The following is a 17,530-nucleotide window of genomic DNA, read 5'->3' on the forward strand; positions in this document are numbered from 1 at the left end:
ATCCGAAGGTGGACATGACGAACGAGACCGACGACGCACTCGAGTTCCTGCGGACGAGGGGCAGCGGCGCACTCGCCGCCAAGATGGGCATCGAGTTCACCGAGTTCACGGTGCAGCGATCCGTCGCCACCATGCCCGTCGAGGGCAACACCCAACCCGCGATGCTGCTGCACGGCGGGGCGTACGTCGTGCTCGGCGAGTCCCTCGGCTCGATGGCCGCCAACCTCTTCGCGGGCCCGGGCAAGCTCGCCGTCGGCATCGACATCAACGCGACGCACACCAGGTCCGCCACGGAGGGCCTCGTGACGGGTGTCTGCACCCCGATCCACCTCGGCCGCTCGCTCACCGTGCACGAGATCGCCGTCACCGACGAGCAGGGACGACGGTGCTCCACGATCCGCATCACGAACCTCATCAAGGACGCACCGACCGCCTGACGAGCCCGGCACCGGACACAGCAGAGCGGCCCGCCCCCGAGGGGACGGGCCGCTCTTGCGACGAGGGAGGAGCGCTACTTCTTGGCGCTGAGCTGCTCGATGATGGCCTGCGCGACATCGTGCATGGTGAGGCGACGGTCCATGGAGGCCTTCTGGATCCAGCGGAACGCCTCGGGCTCAGTGAGGCCCATCTTCTCGTTGAGGAGGCCCTTCGCCCGGTCGACGAGCTTGCGGGTCTCGAAGCGCTCGACCATGTCGGCGACCTCGGCCTCGAGGGTGATGATCTGCTGGTAGCGCGAGAGGGCGATCTCGATCGCGGGAAGGAGGTCGTTCGGCGTGAACGGCTTCACGACGTAGGCGAGGGCGCCCGCCTCGCTCGCCCGCTCGACGAGCTCCTTCTGGCTGAAGGCCGTGAGGAGGACCACCGGGGCGATGTGCGCCTTCCCGATGCGCTCGGCCGCGGAGATGCCGTCGAGCTGAGGCATCTTGACGTCCATGATCACGAGATCCGGACGGAGTTCCGTCGCGAGGGCGACAGCGGTCTCGCCGTCGCCGGCCTCGCCGACGACCTCGAAACCGTTGTCGCGGAGGATCTCGACGATGTCGAGGCGGATGAGGGATTCGTCCTCAGCGACGACGACGCGCCGTGGGGCTGCGGGAGGGGTCTCTTGCTCGGTCACCCTCAAATCCTACGGTACTCTGATGCAGGTTGCTGTTCGCCGTGCGGCGGACGCGCCGGTGTGGCGGAATGGCAGACGCGGAGCACTCAAAATGCTTTGTCGAAAGACGTGTGGGTTCGAGTCCCACCACCGGTACCAGGAACGAGCTGATGGCCCACCGGGTGCACTCGACCTGCCGACACGATGGGACCCGACACCATGACCGCAGAGCACACCGACCCGCGCCAGGACGTCCACGACGCCAGCACCGACGACCGGCTCCAGGGCATCCTGGTGCAGGTCGCAGCAGACCGGTCCCTCACCCCGGACCTCGACGTCCGGGCAGCGCTGGCGGACCGTCTCAGCGACCAGGGCATCGACGTCGACGCCGCCGAGCTCGACCGTCTCGTCGGCTCACTGCCGGGTCAGCCCGGCGAAGAGCCCGGACCGTTCCTCACGGACGGCGCGACCTCGGCCGACGACGCGAACTGATCAGAAGCCGCGCTCGACGGCGGCGGCCGGACCGTCGGCCTCCGTCGTCAGCTCCGGTCCGCCGACGGCGTCGCCCGTCCAGGTGTCGACCCGCCAACCGGTCGTCGTGTCCCCGTCGACGATGATGACGCCCGTGTTCGTGATGGGGTGCGTGCCGATGAAGTGTCCGTCGACGTTCGCCCCGCGCAGCCCGAGCCAGGACCGGAGCATCGCTCCGTGGCTCACGACCACCACGCTCTCCAGTCCGGAGCCCTCGAGCTCCTCGATCACGGCGTCGAAACGCGCGAACACCTCGTGGCCGTTCTCGCCGCCCGGCATCCGGGAGTCGAGGTCACCCATCGCCCACGCCACGATGGTGTCGATGTAGACCTGGACGGCCTCGGGCGACCCGAGCATCTCGTTGTCGCCGGCGCTGATCTCCCGGAGTCCGTCACGGACGATCACGGGAAGCCCGCTGACGTCGGCGACGGGTGCGGCGGTCTGTTGCGCCCGCACCGCGGTGGAAGCGTAGACCGCGTCGATCCGCTCCCCCACGAGCGCTTTGGGGAGGGCGGCCGCCTGCGTCTCGCCGAGTTCGGTGAGGACGGCCCCGGGGATCGCGGTGTCGAGCAGGCCGGCGACGTTGGACGAGGTCTGACCGTGTCTGATGAGGATGAGGCGCATGTCTCCAGGGTAGGCGAGCTACCGGAGGGCGGTCATCTCCCGGTGCGGAGTGTGCCGGGATCAGCTGCGCGGGGTCCACTGCGGTTCGGCGCTCCCCAGGACCGCCGCCGGGGACGCGTGATCGTCGAAGGCGCTGAGCGCGGGGCGGGCCGTCGTCACCGCACCGTGGGTCACCAGGCACCGCGCTCCCGGGAGGTCCGACGGCGGGCGTGCCTCGGATCGTGGCAGACGCTGGAGCACCGCACCGACGCGCGCGAGCGACACCGACGACCGGCCGGCATCGCCGCCACCGACGACCCTCGCCACGTCGTCGACGATGGCCGCCGCCAGCAGGTATCCCGCGCTGTGGTCGAGCGCCTGAGCCGGCAGGGCGCCCGGGGCGCCGTCTTCGCCCTCGACCAGCGCGATGCCCGTGGCGGCCTGGACCAGGCTGTCGAACCCGCGTCGATCACCCCAGGGCCCCGTCGTACCCCAGGCGTCGACGGAGCCGGTGACCAGACCGTCGCGACCTCGCAGACCGAGGCGCTCGAGGGCGTGTGGCCGGTACCCCGTCACCAGGATGTCGGCCTCGTCGCTCAGCGTCTGCAGTGTCGCGAGGCCGCGCGGTGTCGACGCGTCGAGGGTCGCCGTCCGCTTCCCCTGGCCGCTGTCGGTGTGCTGCCAGGGGATCTCGGGGACCTGCGGTGGATCCACGCGCAGGACGTCCGCACCGAGGAGCGCGAGGGTCCTCGTGGACACCGGACCGGCGATCACCCGCGTCAGGTCGAGGACGCGGAGGCCGCGCAAGGGCTGGCGGCGCGTGGGCCGCACCCACGAGGCGATCCTCGAGCCGCTGGAGCCACCGTGGCGCCTGACGAGCGGTCCGTCACCGACCGAGGCCTGCGGCGTGGACGACCACTCGGCAGCGCTCCGGACGGCGACGAGCAGTGCGCCGACCCCGGCGGCCTCCGATTCCAGGTCGAGGGCGGAGCGGGAGGCGATCGCCGAGGCGAGCTCTGCGCGGGTGGCCTCGTCGCCGATCCCGAGCATGGCGCTCAGGCGGCGACGATGGTGGGGGTAGTTCGCGTGCGTGCGCACCCAGCCGTCGGCCGCGGCGAAGAAACCGGACAGTGGCGCGAACGGATCCACGGCTGCTCCGTCGATCCGCAACAGGCGGTCGCTCTGGTAGGCCGCGGCGATCCGCTCGAGGTCGAGAGCCGGGTGCATCGGCTCGTATCCGAGGGCGATGCGGAGTCGGTCGGCGGCATCCTCCACGGCGCCGACGGCGACCGCGGCGAGCTCCAGGACGGCGAATCGGGAGGCCAGGAGTCCCGTCGACCCGGTCGCTTCACGGTCGATTCCTCCCGGGTCCAGGCCCACGGCGCTGCGGAGGGTGTCGTCGACGAGGACAGAACGGTTCATGGGCATCAGGCTAGACCCACGGCGTCCGGAATCGCGGTGCCACCGGACCCGGCGGACGACGAAGGCCGTGGTCCCCGTACGGGAGGACCACGGCCTTCGCTGCTGTCGACGACTAGAGGACGTCGCCCACCTTGTGGACGCGGATGTCGTTCGTCGTCCCGGGGATGCCGGGAGGGGAACCGGAGATGATGATGACCGGCTCACCGACGGCGGCCTTGCCCGTGGCGACGAGGACCTCGTCCACCTGGGCGACCATCTGGTCGGTGTGCGTGACGCGCTCGACGACGAAGGACTCGACGCCCCAGTTCAGCGCCATCCGACGACGGATGGCCGGGTCGGGCGTGAACGCCAGGATCGGGATCCGGTTGCGGAGACGGGCCATGCGGCGGACCGACTCCCCCGACTCCGTGAAGACGCAGAGGAACTTCGCCTCGACGAAGTCCGCCACCTCGACGGCCGCCAGCGTGATCGCTCCGGCCTGGGTGCGCGGCTTCGTGCCGAGCGGCGGAACGCGGTCGAGACCGTGGATCTCGGTCGACTCGACGATCCGGGCCATGGTCTGGACCGTGATCACCGGGTAGGCACCGACACTCGTCTCGCCACTGAGCATGACCGCGTCAGCACCGTCGAGCACCGCGTTCGCGACGTCAGAGGTCTCCGCGCGCGTCGGGATGGGGCTGGAGATCATCGACTCGAGCATCTGCGTCGCGACGATGACCGGCTTCGCCATGCGGCGAGCGAGCTCCACCGCACGCTTCTGTACGATCGGGACGGCCTCGAGCGGGAGCTCGACACCGAGGTCGCCGCGGGCGACCATGATCGCGTCGAACGCCTCGACGATGCCCTCGAGGTTCTCGACGGCCTGCGGCTTCTCGATCTTGGCGATCACGGGGACCTTGCGGCCCTCCTCCGCCATGATCTCGTGGACACGGTCGATGTCGGCCGCGTCGCGCACGAACGACAGCGCGATGAGGTCGGCGCCGAGACGCAGTCCCCAACGGAGGTCCGCTTCGTCCTTCTCGCTGAGCGCGGGGACGTTGACGGCGACGCCGGGGAGGTTGATGCCCTTGTTGTTCGACACCGGGCCGGCGACGATGACGCGCGTGGTCACGACGGTGTCGTCCGCTTCAACGACCTCGACCTTGACCTTGCCGTCGTCGATCAGGAGGAAGTCGCCCGGCTTGACGTCCTGGGGCAGGCCCTTGAACGTCGTCGAGGAGATCTCCTTGGTGCCGAGGATGTCCTCGGTCGTGATCTTGAAGATGTCGCCGACGGCGAGGTCGTACGGGCCGCCCTCGAACTTGCCGAGGCGGATCTTCGGGCCCTGCAGGTCGACCAGGACGGCGACGGCACGGCCGGAGTCCTCGGTGGCCTTGCGCACGTTGGCGTAGATGGCCTCGTGCACGTCGTAGCTGCCGTGGCTCAGGTTCATCCGGGTGACATCGACCCCCGCATCGATGATGGCCCGGATGTTCTCATAGCTGGAGACTGCAGGCCCCAGCGTTGCGACGATCTTGGCTCGTCTCATGTGTGTGTGTTCTCCATGATTTCTGCGCGCGAGGCGCTTCGGTACTCACTGCTCGGCATGATGCGTCCGACGCTTGTCGTCCGCTTGAAAGCCTAGAGGGAGATGGGCTGGTCCGTGGGACGGACCGGGAAGGGAAGCTGGGTCTCGCCCTCGAGGTACTGGTCGACGGCCGCCGCCGCAGCGCGGCCCTCGGCGATCGCCCACACGATGAGGGACTGGCCACGACCGGCGTCGCCCGCGACGAACACGCCGGGCTGGTTGGTCTGGTAATCGTGCTCCCGTGCCACGTTGCCGCGCCCGGTGAAGGGGAGCTGGAACTGCGACTCGAGGGTCTCGCCCTCCGGGCCCGTGAATCCGAGCGCGAGGAGCACGAGGTCGGCCGGGATCTCACGTTCGGTGCCGCTCTTCGGCACGCGACGGCCGTCGACGAACTCCGTCTCGGCGACGCGGATCGCCCGCACCTCGCCGGCCTCGTTGGCGAGGAACTCGACGGTCGACACCAGGTACTCGCGGTTGCCGCCCTCCTCGTGTGCGCTCGCGACCTCGAAGAGCGTCGGCATCATGGGCCACGGCTGGTGCTCGGGCCGCTCCCCCGCCGGCTGCGTGCCGATGGCGAGGTTCGTGACGGAGGCGGCACCCTGACGGTGCGCCGTGCCGATGCAGTCGGCACCGGTGTCGCCGCCGCCGAGGACCACCACGTGCTTGTCCTCCGCCGTGATCTGGTCGGCGACCGTGTCGCCGGCGCCGACGCGGTTCGCCTGCACGAGGTACTCCATCGCGAAGTGGACCCCGGAGAGGTCACGACCGGGGATCGGGAGGTCGCGTGGCACCATCGCGCCGGTGGCGATGACGACGGCGTCGTAGCGGGCGCGGAGCTCGTCCCAGCTGATGTCGACCCCGATGTTCACGCCGGCGCGGAACCGGGTGCCCTCGTCCTGCATCTGCTTCAGCCGGATGTCGAGGTGCTTCTTCTCCATCTTGAAGTCGGGGATGCCGTAGCGCAGCAGACCACCGATGCGGTCGTCGCGCTCGTAGACCGCGACGGTGTGGCCAGCACGCGTCAGCTGCTGGGCTGCGGCGAGGCCGGCCGGCCCGGAGCCGACGACGGCGACCGTCTTGCCGGTCAGTCGCTCCGGCGGGTGGGACTCGACCCAACCGTTGGCGAACGCCTGATCGATGATCGAGACCTCGACCTGCTTGATGGTCACGGCGGGCTGGTTGATGCCCAGCACGCACGAACTCTCGCACGGCGCCGGGCAGAGACGGCCCGTGAACTCCGGGAAGTTGTTCGTGGCGTGCAGCCGTTCGATGGCCGAGCGTCCCTCGCCGCGCCACATGAGGTCGTTCCACTCCGGGATGAGGTTGCCCAGGGGGCAGCCCTGGTGGCAGAACGGGATGCCGCAGTCCATGCAGCGACCAGCCTGCTTGCGGACGGTCGCGGGGTCGCTCTGCTCGTAGACCTCTTTCCAGTCCATGATGCGGACCGGCACGGGCCGGCGCTTCGGGAGCTCGCGCTCCGGTACCTTCAGGAATCCCTTGGGATCAGCCACCGGTCACCTCCAGGATTCGGTTCCATACGATGTCGCCGTCGGGGTCGAGCCCCTCGTCGAGTGCGGTCTGTCGGGTCGCCAGGACCGCCGCGTAGTCACGCGGCAGGACCTTGACGAAGCGGGCGAGTGAGTCCTCGATGTCGGCGAGCAGCCGGCCGGCCAGCGGAGAACCGGTCTCCACGACGTGCCGTTCGAGGAGGTCGCGGACGATCTCGGCGTCGGCACTGTCGAGTTCGGACAGGGTGAGCTCCCCCGAGGCGAGGGAGTCTCGGTTGACCTGGTCGCGTTCGAGGTCGAACACGTAGGCCGTGCCGCCGGACATGCCCGCGCCGAGGTTCCGGCCGGTCTGGCCCAGGATGACGGCGAGACCGCCCGTCATGTACTCGAGCGCGTGGTCACCGACGCCTTCGACGACCGCCGTGGCGCCGGAGTTGCGCACCAGGAACCGCTCGCCGACGATCCCGCTCAGGAACATGGTGCCCTGGGTCGCGCCGTACCCGATGACGTTGCCGGCGATCACGTTCTCCTCGGGCGCGAAGGCGGCGCGCTCGGATGGCCGGACGACGATCTGTCCGCCGGACAGGCCCTTGCCGACGTAGTCGTTCGAGTCGCCGATGAGCCGCAGCGCGATGCCGCCGGGGAGGAACGCGCCGAAGGACTGCCCGGCCGAGCCGCGCAGGGTGATGTCGATGCTCCCTGCCGGGAGCCCGTTCTCGCCGTGCCGCCTGGTGACCTCGTGGCCGAGCATGGTGCCGACCGCCCGCTCCGTGTTGCGGATGGGCAGGTCGACCGAGAAGTGGCCACCGTGTTCGAGCACGTCCGAGGCGGCCGTGATGAGCTGCTGGTCGAAGTGCTTCTCGAGCTCGTGTTCCTGCGGCCGGCGGTTGATCCGCGGCTCGTCGTCGGCGAAGACGGGACCCACGAGGACCGGGGCCAGGTCGAGCCCGGACGCCTTCCAGTGGTCGATCGCCCGGTCGGCGTCGATCAGTTCGTTGTGGCCGATCGCCTCCTCGAGCGTCCGGAACCCGAGCTCGGCGAGGTACTCGCGCACCTCCTGGGCGATGAACTCGAAGAAGTTCACGACGAACTCCGGCTTGCCGGTGAACCGCTCGCGCAGCACCGGGTTCTGCGTCGCGACGCCGACCGGGCAGGTGTCGAGGTGGCACACGCGCATCATGACGCACCCGGAGACGACGAGCGGTGCCGTCGCGAAGCCGAACTCCTCCGCGCCGAGCAGTGCGCCGATGACGACGTCGCGTCCGGTCTTCATCTGACCGTCGACCTGCACCACGACGCGGTCGCGCATGTTGTTGAGCATGAGGGTCTGCTGCGTCTCAGCGAGACCCAGCTCCCAGGGCGTGCCCGCGTGCTTCAGGGAGTTCAACGGGCTCGCGCCGGTTCCGCCGTCGTGACCGGAGACGAGGATGACGTCCGAGAGCGCCTTCGCGACGCCTGCGGCCACGGCACCGATGCCGGACTGGCTGACCAGCTTGGTGTGGATCCGGGCCTTCGGGTTCGCACGCTTCAGGTCGAAGATGAGCTGCTTGAGGTCTTCGATGGAGTAGATGTCGTGGTGCGGCGGCGGCGAGATGAGGCCGACGCCCGCCGTGGCATGACGCGTCCGCGCCACCCACGGGTAGACCTTCGTCGGCGGCAACTGCCCGCCCTCACCGGGCTTCGCGCCCTGGGCGAGCTTGATCTGGATGTCGTCGGCGTGCGTGAGGTACATGCTCGTCACGCCGAACCGGCCGGAGGCGACCTGCTTGATCGCGCTGCGGCGCGTCGGGTCGAGGAGCCGGTCGACGTCCTCGCCACCCTCACCGGTGTTCGACTTGGCACCGATGCGGTTCATCGCGATCGCCAGCGTCTCGTGCGCCTCACGCGAGATGGAGCCGTAGCTCATCGCGCCGGTCGAGAACCGCTTCACGATCGAGGCGACCGACTCGACCTCGTCGAGCGGGACGGGCGGGCGGGCACCGGTGCGGAGGGTGAACATCCCGCGGAGCGTCATGAGCTGGGCCGCCTGGGAGTCGACCATGTGGGTGTACTCGCGGAAGATGTCGTACCGGCGCGTCTTGGTCGCGTGCTGGAGCTTGAAGACCGTCTCCGGGTTGAAGAGGTGCGGCGAACCGTCGCGACGCCACTGGTACTCACCGCCGGACTGCAGGCGCTCGTGGGCCGTCGATGCGGCGTCCTCGGGGTAGGCGTACCGGTGACGCTTCGCGTTCTCCTCGGCGATCACCTCGATGCCGACACCGCCGAGCTTCGTCTCCGTACCCGTGAAGTAGCTGTCGACGAGCTGCTGGCTCAGGCCGACGGCCTCGAAGGCCTGTGCTCCGGCGTAGGAGGACACCGTGGAGATGCCCATCTTCGACATGATCTTGAGCACGCCCTTGCCGAGCGCCTTGATCACGTTCTTGACGGCCTGCTCGCGGGTGACGCCCTGGATGAGGCCGCTGCGGACGAGGTCCTCGCAGCTCTCCATGGCCAGGTACGGGTTGATCGCGGAGGCGCCGAAGCCGATGAGCAGCGCGACGTGGTGGACCTCGCGCACGTCGCCGGCCTCGACGACGAGCCCGACCTTCATCCGGTTCTCGGCGCGGATGAGGTGGTGGTGCACGGCGGCGAGCGAGAGTAGCGACGGGATCGGCGCGAGGTCGGAGTTCGAGTCGCGGTCGCTCAGGACGATGAACTCCGAGCCGGCGAGGATCGCCTGGTCGACCTCGTCGCACATCTCGCGCAGGCGCGTCTCGAGTCCGGCCGAGCCGTCCTCGACGCGGTAGAGCGCCTTGACGGTCGTCGTCAGCGGGCTCGCCGGGTTCGGGTCGATGTGCTGGATCTTGGCGAGCTCGTCGTTGTCGATGACCGGGAAGTCGAGGACGACCTGCTTGGCGTGCTCGGGGCCCCACGAGAGGAGGTTGCGCTCCGGGCCGAGCCCGAGCTTCAGCGAGGTGACGACCTCCTCGCGGATCGAGTCGAGCGGCGGGTTGGTGACCTGGGCGAACTGCTGCACGAAGTAGTCGAACAGGAGCCGAGGGCGGTCGGAGAGCACCGCGATCGGGGTGTCCGAGCCCATCGCGCCGAGCGGCTCCGCACCGTTCTGGCCCATGGGCTGCAGGAGGATGCGCACCTCCTCCTCGGTGTACCCGAAGGTCCGCTGGCGGCGGGTGACGGATGCCGGCGTGTGCACGATGTGCTCGCGCTCCGGCAGGTCGCTCAGGTTGATGCGTCCGGCGTCGAGCCAGTCGCCCCAGGGTGCCGAAGCCGAGAGCTCGTCCTTGATCTCGTCGTCCTCGATGATCCGCCCGGCCTCGGTGTCGACGAGGAACATCTTCCCGGGACGCAGGCGGCCCTTGCGCTTGACGCGGCTCGGGTCGACGTCGAGGACGCCGATCTCGCTACCCAGGACGACGAGACCGTCGGTCGTCTCCAGCCACCGACCGGGACGCAGGCCGTTCCGGTCCAGGGTCGCGCCGACGAGTGAGCCGTCCGTGAAGGTGAGGGCGGCCGGACCGTCCCACGGCTCCATCTGCATGGAGTTGAACTCGTAGAAGTCGCGTCGCTCCTGCGACAGCCCGGTCTGTTTCTCCCAGGCCTCGGGGACCATCATCATCATGGCGTGCGGGAGGGACCGTCCGGTCAGTGTCAACAGCTCGAGGACCTCGTCGAACGAGGCGGAGTCGCTCGCTCCGGGCGTGATGATGGGGAGCAGCGGGCGGATGTCGCCGATGAGCTCGGACTCGAGCTGCGACTGCCGCGCGCGCATCCAGTTGCGGTTCCCCTCGACCGTGTTGATCTCGCCGTTGTGCGCCATCATGCGCAGCGGCTGGGCCAGCGGCCAGGACGGGAACGTGTTGGTGGAGTACCGCGAGTGGACGATGGCGAGCTTGGTCGCGAACCGCTCGTCGGACAGGTCGGGGTAGAACGGTTCGAGCTGGAGCGTCGTGACCATGCCCTTGTAGACGAGCGTGCGGCTCGACAGGGAGATGAAGTACGCCCCGAGCTCGCGCTCCGCCCGCTTCCGGAGCCGGAAGGCGAGTCGGTCGAGGGCGATCCCGGTCGGCGTCGAGGCTCCGGACCCGGTGACGAACAGTTGCTCGAACGCCGGCATGGCCGCACGGGCGAGCTTCCCCAACTCGTCGGGGTCGACCGGCACCTCGCGCCAGCCGAGGACGGTGAGTTCCTCCTCGGCGGCGATCGCGGCGATGCGGGTCTGGAGCTGTGCGCGCTCGGAGGCATCGGTGGGCAGGAAGGCGATGCCCACGGCGTACGCGCCGAGCGGCGGCAGTTCGAATCCGGCGACGCCGCGCAGGAAGGCGTCGGGCATCTGGGTGAGGATGCCCGCGCCGTCGCCGGTCCCGGCGTCGGAACCGATCGCGCCGCGGTGCTCCAGGTTGCGGAGCGAACCGAGCGCCGCGTCGATGATGCTGTGCGAGGCCTCGCCCGTCAGGGTCGCGACCATCGCCAGGCCACAGGCGTCCTTCTCGTTCGCCGGGTCGTACATGCCCTGCTTGGGCGGAACCGAGCTGAACGAAGCGTACGGTGCATGCGCCATGGAATTACCGTCCTCACGAAAGGGGATCAGAAGGGGACGTCGCTGGCCCTGGGATGAAACGGGTGATGGATCCCCTGCTGAGCCGGGATCCACCGGGCCGACGAGGGTGCGTTCAGCCTAGGAGCGAGAGCCGGTCTTGCTTGTGGCGACCGTGGCTTCGGACGACGGAGTGGAGGACGCAGTGCGGTCTGATCCGTCGGCATCGTCGTCGGCGGAGGCACTGCGCAGCCCCAGGTTCTCCGCGTCGGTGTCGTAGTAGTCTACCGCAGCCTTCGGATCGGCCCAGGAACGGCCGGGGACGTACGGCGACGGCTCGGCGCCCGTGTGGCGACGCGACTGGATGACGATGATCGCAAGTCCGACGACGATCGCGAGGATCGCGGCCCAGACGTTGGCGCGGATGCCGAAGAGGTACTCGCTCGGGTCGATCCGGATGGTCTCCCAGACCGTGCGACCGGCTCCATACCAGATGAGGTAGACACCGAACAGGCGGCCCCACTGCGGGTTGAAGCGGTGTCCGATCCAGAGGATGACGGCCACCCCCAGCAGGTTCCAGATGATCTCGTACAGGAACGTGGGGTGGAAGAGCGTGCCGGCGGGCAGACCGATCGGGAACGCGGGGTTGCTGGCCTCGATCTCGAGGCCCCAGGGCAGGTCCGTGGGGAGCCCGTAGAGCTCATGGTTGAAGTAGTTGCCGAGGCGACCGAACGCCTGGGCGAGCAGCAGGCCGGGCGCGAGGGCGTCGGCGAAGGTCCAGAACCGGATCCCCGTCATGCGGCAGCCGATGTAGGCGCCGACCGCTCCACCGATGAGCGAACCGAAGATCGCGATGCCGCCCTCCCAGATGTAGAGCGTCCGCAGGAGGTCCGCACCCGGGTAGAAGTAGTCGCCGGGGTGGGTCAGGACGTGGAAGATCCGCGCACCGATGATCCCCAAGGGGATGGCCCACAGGATGATGTCGAGCACGATGCCCGGCTCGGCACCGCGCTTCGTCAGCCGCCGGGAGGTGAGGATGGTGGCGGCGATGATCCCGGCGATGATGCAGAGCGCGTACATGTGCACCGTGAACGGGCCCACGCTGAAGGTCGCGATGTCCGGGTTCGGGCTCGGGATGCTGAGGGGTGCAATCACTGCAGTGGTCGCCTTTCGTTACGAACTCTGATCGAGTGTAGGGCTTTCAGCATCGCGGACGTGCTGAGGATACCCTCAGCGGGCGGTGCCGGCCGCGAGTGAACGGGCGACCTCGGTGATCGCCGGGACACCGCCGTCGGCGAGTGCCTTGACGAACACGGATCCGACGATGGCTCCGTCGGCGTACTCGAGGACCGAGCGGACCTGCTCCGCGGTCGAGATGCCGATGCCGACGCACGCGTGCTGTGCCCCGGCCGTGCGGAGCCGACCGACGAGGGTCTTCGCGGCGGCGTCGAGGTCCTGCCGGGCACCGGTGATGCCCATCGTGGAGACGGTGTAGACGAAGCCGCGGGAGTGTTCGGTCACGAGCGACAGGCGCTCGTCGCTCGAGGTCGGGGCTGCGAGGAAGACCCGGTCGAGGCCGTGTCGTTCGCTGGCGTCGAGCCAGTCCGCGGCGGCGTCGGGGGTGATGTCGGGCGTGATGAGCCCGGCTCCCCCGGCCGCTGCGAGATCGGAGGCGAACCGGTCGACGCCGTACTGCAGCACCGGGTTCCAGTACGTCATGACAAGGACCGGGACGTCCACGGCGGCGCGGATGGCGCTGATCGCCGTGAAGACGTCGCGCAACCGGAACCCCTCCGCGAGAGCCGTCATCGTCGCGGCCTGGATGACCGCTCCGTCCATGACGGGGTCCGAGTAGGGCACGCCGAGCTCGAGGACGTCGACGCCGTTCTGCGCGAGCGCGATGGCGGCGTCGATGCTCGTCTGGAGGTCGGGGAACCCGACGGGGAGGTATCCGATGAGGGCGCCGCGGCGGTCCACGGAGGCCGCGTCGATCGCCGATGCGACCGGTGAGACCGTCGTGTGACCGGTGGCCGGGGCGGTCATGCGTTCCGCCCGGCCTCGTCGAGGAGACCGAAGTAGGTCGCAGCCGTCTCGACGTCCTTGTCTCCGCGCCCGGAGAGGTTGATCAGGATGGTCGCCTCGGGGCCGAGCTCCTTGCCGAGGACGATGGCCCCGGCAAGCGCGTGTGCGGACTCGATCGCGGGGATGATGCCCTCGGTGCGGCTCAGGAGTCGGAAGGCCTCCATCGCCTCGGCGTCCGTGGCAGGGACGTACGTCGCCCGCCCGGTGTCGGCGAGCCAGGCGTGCTCCGGTCCGACGCCCGGGTAGTCGAGCCCGGCGGAGATCGAGTGGGACTCGACGGTCTGGCCGTCGTCGTCCTGCAGGACGAAGGTGCGGGCACCGTGGAGGACGCCCGGACGACCGCGTCCGATGGACGCGGCATGCCGTGGGGTGTCGACGCCCTCGCCGGCCGCCTCGACCCCGTAGAGCGCGACGTCCGCGTCGTCGAGGAAGGCGTGGAAGATCCCGATCGCGTTGGAGCCGCCGCCGACGCAGGCGACGACCGCGTCCGGGAGTGAACCGTTCAACTCGAGGAGCTGTGCGCGGGCCTCTTCGCCGATGATCTTCTGGAAGTCGCGCACCATCACTGGGAACGGGTGTGGGCCAGCTGCGGTGCCGAAGATGTAGTTCGTCGTCTCGACCGAGGCGACCCAGTCGCGGTACGCCTCGTTGATGGCGTCCTTGAGGGTCCGCGATCCGGTCGTCACGGGGATGACGGTCGCGCCGAGGAGTCGCATCCGGGCGACGTTGAGCGCCTGGCGTTCGGTGTCGACCTCGCCCATGTAGATCGTGCAGTCGAGGCCGAAGAGTGCGGCCGCGGTGGCCGTGGCCACACCGTGCTGACCGGCTCCGGTCTCGGCGATGACGCGGGTCTTGCCGATGCGCTTCGTGAGGAGCGCCTGGCCCAGGACGTTGTTGATCTTGTGCGAGCCGGTGTGGTTGAGGTCCTCGCGCTTGAGGAAGATGCGCGCGCCGCCCGCCGATGCGGCGAAGCGGGGCACCTCGGTGATGATCGACGGGCGGCCGGCGTAGTCGCGGAGCAGCGTCGTGAGCTCGGCCTGGAAGCTCTCGTCGGCCTTGGCGGCCTCGTAGGCCGTCGCGAGTTCGTCGACCGCGGCGATGAGCGCCTCAGGCATGTAGCGTCCGCCGAAGTCGCCGAAGAACGGGCCTGCCTCGTCTCGGAGGTGCGTCGATTCCGCGTGGGCGGGGGTGGCTGGTGACATGGTCATGCGGTGGCTCCCAGGAACTGTTCGAGGGTGGCGACGGGGTCGCCGGTGACGAGCGCCTCGCCGACCAGGACGACGTCGGCGCCGTCACGTCGGTAGGCGGCGACGTCGGCGGCGCGGAGCACGGCGGACTCGGCCACCTTGACGGCGTCGGCGGGGAAACGGTCGGTCAACGAGCCGAAGAGGTGTTGGTCGAGTTCGAAGGTGCTGAGATTCCGCGCGTTGACGCCGATGAGCCGGGCGCCGATGTCGCTCGCCCTCGACAGCTCATCGGCTGAATGGGTCTCGACCAGTGGCGTCATGCCGAGCTGCACGACGAGCTCGTGCAGCGACGACAGCGTGGCCTGATCGAGTCCGGCGACGATCAGGAGCACCAGGTCGGCGCCGGATGCCCGGGCTTCGAACACCTGGTACGGCAAGGAGATGAAGTCCTTGCGCAGGACCGGTATGCGGATCGCGGCCCGGACGGCCTCGAGGTCCTGCAGCGAACCACCGAACTTCCGGCCCTCGGTCAGCACACTGACCGCGCTGGCTCCACCCCGCTCGTAGAGCGAGGCGAGGAGCGCCGGGTCGGGGATGTCGGCCAATGCGCCGCGTGACGGGCTGGACCGCTTGACCTCGGCGATGATCTTGACCTGGTCGGCCGGGGCGAGCGCAGCGAGGGCGTCGATGGCCGGAGGGGCCTCGACGGCAGCGGCTTCGACGACTGCAGCCGGACGGCCAGCGAGGCGCCCGAGGGCGTCCTCCTTCGCGCCGGCCATCAGGTCGGCGAGCATGCTCAGTGCTCTTTCGCCACGGTCTTGGACCCACCGACGCCGTATCCCGCCTTGGCGAGGACACCGCCCGTGATCCACCCGAGGAGGAGGAGGCCGGCCGACGCCCACACGAGGACGGGCATGTCGAGCCAGAAGAAGACCGTACCGGCGGCGAACGCGACCAACATGATGATCACGGCCGTCCAGGCGGCGGGCGAGTGTCCGTGGCCGGGGTCCGAGGGGTCGGTGCTCATGGTTCTCCTTCTGTGCGAGTGCGGGTTCCAGTGTACCGGCAAGCGGTGCGCGGTTCCGTGCGTGGGCCACGAGTTCCCAGGTGGCCCGGGGTGCCGTCGTGAGTCGGCGGAGCGGTCAGCGCGTCGGGTCGTCGCCGCGGCTGAGGTCGTCCCAGGCGCCCACCGGGTCGGCGCTCGGGGCCGTCTCCACCTGGGTGAACCGGACCGCCTGGTACTTCTTCGACGGACCGGGCCACCGGCGGTGGGTGAGCACGGTCGCGAGCCCGGCGAGGCCGAGCACGACGCCGAGCACCAGGGTGATCGCCGGCCACGCGGTGAGCGTGGTCGCCGCGACGAGGTCGATGGTCGACTGACTTCCGGCCACGCCCGTGGCCTCGGTCACGGCCGCCGCGCCTGCGGTCGCCGGCGAGGCGAGCACCGCGATCGACGAGATCATGACGCAGGCGCCGATCACGGCCTCCAGCAGGCCGAGGATGATGCGGAACACCGGCCCGGCGATGGCCAGTGCCGCGACGAGGGCGAGACCGGCCAGGGCGAGTGCGGACAGAGCGGGAGCGGCGACGGAGCCGACCACGTCGAGCGCGCCGGAGTGTGGGCCGACGCCCACGAGGCTGATCGAGAGCCAGGTCTGGGTCCATGCCGCGAGGATGAGCGCGTCGGCGAGGACGGCGGTGACGAGGAGCAGGGTCTTCAGGCGGCGCTGACGACTGCGCAGAGCTCGTGACTCGAGCTCGTCAGCCGCGGACGGTTCGTCGGGCCTCGGCGGCTCCACCGGTCCGGACTGGGGTGCTGCAGTGCTCTCGGTCATGCTCCAACTCGATTCATGGTGTCGGCGTCGGTGCTGTGACGACGTCGAGGCTCCGGCCGTCGAAACAGCTGCGCGTCCCCGTGTGACAGGCGGCACCGTGCTGATCGACCTCCACCAACAGGGTATCCCCGTCGCAGTCGTAGGCGAGCGACCGGACGAACTGCACGTGGCCGGAGGTGTCCCCTTTGCGCCAGTACTCCTGTCGTGACCGGGACCAGTAGGTGACCCGCCCCTCGGTCATCGTCCGGCGGACGGCCTCGGCGTCCATCCACCCGAGCATGAGCACCTCGCGTGAGTCCCACTGCTGCACGATCGCGGGAAGCAGGCCATGCGCGTCGAAGGTGAGCTGGCCGATCGCGGTCTCCGGGTCGGCGCCCACCGGGATGGTGATGTCCGCGCTCATGCCCGCACCGTCCAACCGGCGTCGGCGAGTTCCTGTTTGACCTGGCCGATCGTCAACTCGCCGTTGTGGAAGACGCTCGCGGCGAGGACGGCGTCGGCACCCGCGGCGATGGCGGGTGGGAAGTCGGCGAGGCGGCCTGCTCCCCCGGACGCGATGACGGGAACCCGGCTGATCTCGCGCATGGCGCTGATGAGCTCGGTGTCGAACCCGGCCTTGGTGCCGTCGGCGTCGATCGAGTTCACCAACAGCTCGCCCGCACCGCGTTCGATCGCCTCGGTCGCCCAGGCGAGCGCGTCGAGCTCGGTCTCTCGTCGGCCGCCGTGTGTCGTGACGATCCATCCGGATGCGCTGCCGGCGTGTCGCTTCACGTCCAGGGAGAGGACGAGGACCTGAGCGCCGAATCGGTCGGCTATCTCCCCCAGCAACTCCGGCCGGGCGATCGCGGCGCTGTTCACGCCGACCTTGTCCGCTCCGCTGGCCAGCAGCCGGGAGACGTCCTGGGTCGAGCGGACCCCGCCGCCGACCGTGAGCGGGATGAAGACCTGCTCGGCGGTGCGGCTGACGAGGTCGTAGGTGGTGTCGCGTTCGGCTACGGTGGCCGTGACGTCGAGGAAGGTCAGTTCATCGGCGCCCTGCTCGGCGTAGCGCTTCGCGAGCTCGACCGGATCGCCGGCATCGCGGAGGTCGAGGAAGTTGACGCCCTTCACGACGCGCCCGTCGGCGACGTCGAGACAGGGGATGACTCGGGTGGCGAGTGACACG

At 69.6% G+C, this 17,530-nt stretch carries 16 protein-coding genes and 1 tRNA gene; 3 read left to right on the forward strand and 14 right to left on the reverse strand.

Annotation, left to right across the window (positions count from 1 at the left end; genetic code table 11):
* Window positions 1-14 precede the first annotated feature (14 nt).
* Window positions 15-437, forward strand: coding sequence for a hotdog fold thioesterase (locus tag QRN44_RS16680; protein ID WP_079002521.1), 423 nt, complete (start codon window positions 15-17; stop codon window positions 435-437).
* A gap of 74 nt (window positions 438-511) precedes the next feature.
* On the opposite strand, the gene QRN44_RS16685 is transcribed toward QRN44_RS16680, so the two are convergent.
* Complete coding sequence (locus tag QRN44_RS16685) at window positions 512-1,117, reverse strand: ANTAR domain-containing response regulator (RefSeq protein ID WP_064296913.1); 606 nt, start codon at window positions 1,115-1,117, stop codon at window positions 512-514.
* Window positions 1,118-1,171: 54 nt separating this feature from the next.
* Between QRN44_RS16685 and QRN44_RS16690 the strand changes: the two genes are divergently transcribed.
* Together QRN44_RS16690 and QRN44_RS16695 are read left to right on the forward strand one after the other, a co-directional pair.
* Window positions 1,172-1,255, forward strand: a tRNA-Leu gene (locus QRN44_RS16690).
* Window positions 1,256-1,315: 60 nt separating this feature from the next.
* Window positions 1,316-1,588, forward strand: coding sequence for a hypothetical protein (locus QRN44_RS16695; protein ID WP_124769355.1), 273 nt, complete (start codon window positions 1,316-1,318; stop codon window positions 1,586-1,588).
* Here QRN44_RS16695 and QRN44_RS16700 read toward each other — a convergent pair whose 3' ends face one another.
* The 13 genes from QRN44_RS16700 to hisF all read right to left on the reverse strand — a co-directional run bounded on the left by QRN44_RS16700 (window position 1,589) and on the right by hisF (window position 17,529).
* The gene (locus QRN44_RS16700; RefSeq protein WP_285039675.1) at window positions 1,589-2,251 is read right to left on the reverse strand and encodes a histidine phosphatase family protein; all 663 of its coding nucleotides are present in this window, start codon (window positions 2,249-2,251) and stop codon (window positions 1,589-1,591) included.
* 60 nt (window positions 2,252-2,311) lie between these two features.
* Complete coding sequence (locus tag QRN44_RS16705) at window positions 2,312-3,652, reverse strand: CoA transferase (RefSeq protein ID WP_285039677.1); 1,341 nt, start codon at window positions 3,650-3,652, stop codon at window positions 2,312-2,314.
* A 112-nt stretch (window positions 3,653-3,764) separates the two neighbouring features.
* Entirely contained in the window at window positions 3,765-5,180 is a 1,416-nt protein-coding gene (gene pyk, locus QRN44_RS16710) for a pyruvate kinase (protein ID WP_064296910.1), read from the reverse strand.
* A 92-nt stretch (window positions 5,181-5,272) separates the two neighbouring features.
* Window positions 5,273-6,730: a glutamate synthase subunit beta gene (locus QRN44_RS16715; RefSeq protein ID WP_121290658.1), complete on the reverse strand. Its 1,458-nt coding sequence runs from the start codon at window positions 6,728-6,730 to the stop codon at window positions 5,273-5,275.
* Window positions 6,723-11,285 carry a glutamate synthase large subunit gene (gltB, locus tag QRN44_RS16720; RefSeq protein WP_285039678.1) on the reverse strand — a complete coding sequence of 1,521 codons (4,563 nt, stop codon included), beginning with the start codon at window positions 11,283-11,285 and terminating at the stop codon, window positions 6,723-6,725. The genes QRN44_RS16715 and gltB overlap by 8 nt, the downstream gene beginning before the upstream one ends.
* Window positions 11,286-11,402: 117 nt before the next feature.
* Entirely contained in the window at window positions 11,403-12,416 is a 1,014-nt protein-coding gene (gene lgt / locus QRN44_RS16725; protein WP_079002517.1) for a prolipoprotein diacylglyceryl transferase, read from the reverse strand.
* Window positions 12,417-12,491: 75 nt separating this feature from the next.
* Window positions 12,492-13,304 (reverse strand): tryptophan synthase subunit alpha, encoded by an 813-nt coding sequence (gene trpA / locus QRN44_RS16730; protein ID WP_285039679.1) that lies wholly within the window; start codon window positions 13,302-13,304, stop codon window positions 12,492-12,494.
* Window positions 13,301-14,551 (reverse strand): tryptophan synthase subunit beta, encoded by a 1,251-nt coding sequence (gene trpB, locus QRN44_RS16735; RefSeq protein ID WP_502928649.1) that lies wholly within the window; start codon window positions 14,549-14,551, stop codon window positions 13,301-13,303. Before trpB ends, trpA begins: the two co-directional genes overlap by 4 nt.
* Window positions 14,548-15,324, reverse strand: coding sequence for an indole-3-glycerol phosphate synthase TrpC (gene trpC, locus QRN44_RS16740; RefSeq protein ID WP_121290664.1), 777 nt, complete (start codon window positions 15,322-15,324; stop codon window positions 14,548-14,550). The genes trpB and trpC overlap by 4 nt, the downstream gene beginning before the upstream one ends.
* A 2-nt stretch (window positions 15,325-15,326) precedes the next feature.
* Window positions 15,327-15,557: a DUF6704 family protein gene (locus QRN44_RS16745; RefSeq protein WP_064293851.1), complete on the reverse strand. Its 231-nt coding sequence runs from the start codon at window positions 15,555-15,557 to the stop codon at window positions 15,327-15,329.
* Window positions 15,558-15,672: 115 nt separating this feature from the next.
* Window positions 15,673-16,365 carry a Trp biosynthesis-associated membrane protein gene (locus tag QRN44_RS16750; RefSeq protein ID WP_175115839.1) on the reverse strand — a complete coding sequence of 231 codons (693 nt, stop codon included), beginning with the start codon at window positions 16,363-16,365 and terminating at the stop codon, window positions 15,673-15,675.
* A 13-nt stretch (window positions 16,366-16,378) separates the two neighbouring features.
* Entirely contained in the window at window positions 16,379-16,768 is a 390-nt protein-coding gene (hisI, locus tag QRN44_RS16755) for a phosphoribosyl-AMP cyclohydrolase (RefSeq protein ID WP_175115840.1), read from the reverse strand.
* On the reverse strand, window positions 16,765-17,529 hold the full coding sequence (gene hisF / locus QRN44_RS16760) for an imidazole glycerol phosphate synthase subunit HisF (protein WP_079002513.1): 765 nt from the start codon (window positions 17,527-17,529) through the stop codon (window positions 16,765-16,767). The genes hisI and hisF overlap by 4 nt, the downstream gene beginning before the upstream one ends.
* Between the last annotated feature and the right edge of the window lies 1 nt (window position 17,530).

This window comes from Plantibacter sp. lyk4-40-MEA-4 (assembly GCF_030209415.1).
GTDB classification, from domain to species: Bacteria; Actinomycetota; Actinomycetes; order Actinomycetales; family Microbacteriaceae; genus Plantibacter; species Plantibacter flavus_A.

Excerpts from the sequence above, each read along its gene's own strand:
- QRN44_RS16680 (WP_079002521.1), top strand. The coding sequence starts at position 15 with ATGACGAACGAGACCGACGACGCACTCGAGTTCCTGCGGACGAGGGGC.
- QRN44_RS16695 (WP_124769355.1), top strand. The coding sequence starts at position 1,316 with ATGACCGCAGAGCACACCGACCCGCGCCAGGACGTCCACGACGCCAGC.
- QRN44_RS16700 (WP_285039675.1), bottom strand. The coding sequence starts at position 2,251 with ATGCGCCTCATCCTCATCAGACACGGTCAGACCTCGTCCAACGTCGCC.
- QRN44_RS16705 (WP_285039677.1), bottom strand. The coding sequence starts at position 3,652 with ATGAACCGTTCTGTCCTCGTCGACGACACCCTCCGCAGCGCCGTGGGC.
- pyk (WP_064296910.1), bottom strand. The coding sequence starts at position 5,180 with ATGAGACGAGCCAAGATCGTCGCAACGCTGGGGCCTGCAGTCTCCAGC.
- gltB (WP_285039678.1), bottom strand. The coding sequence starts at position 11,285 with ATGGCGCATGCACCGTACGCTTCGTTCAGCTCGGTTCCGCCCAAGCAG.
- trpA (WP_285039679.1), bottom strand. The coding sequence starts at position 13,304 with ATGACCGCCCCGGCCACCGGTCACACGACGGTCTCACCGGTCGCATCG.
- trpB (WP_502928649.1), bottom strand. The coding sequence starts at position 14,551 with ATGACCATGTCACCAGCCACCCCCGCCCACGCGGAATCGACGCACCTC.
- trpC (WP_121290664.1), bottom strand. The coding sequence starts at position 15,324 with ATGCTCGCCGACCTGATGGCCGGCGCGAAGGAGGACGCCCTCGGGCGC.
- QRN44_RS16745 (WP_064293851.1), bottom strand. The coding sequence starts at position 15,557 with ATGAGCACCGACCCCTCGGACCCCGGCCACGGACACTCGCCCGCCGCC.
- QRN44_RS16750 (WP_175115839.1), bottom strand. The coding sequence starts at position 16,365 with ATGACCGAGAGCACTGCAGCACCCCAGTCCGGACCGGTGGAGCCGCCG.
- hisI (WP_175115840.1), bottom strand. The coding sequence starts at position 16,768 with ATGAGCGCGGACATCACCATCCCGGTGGGCGCCGACCCGGAGACCGCG.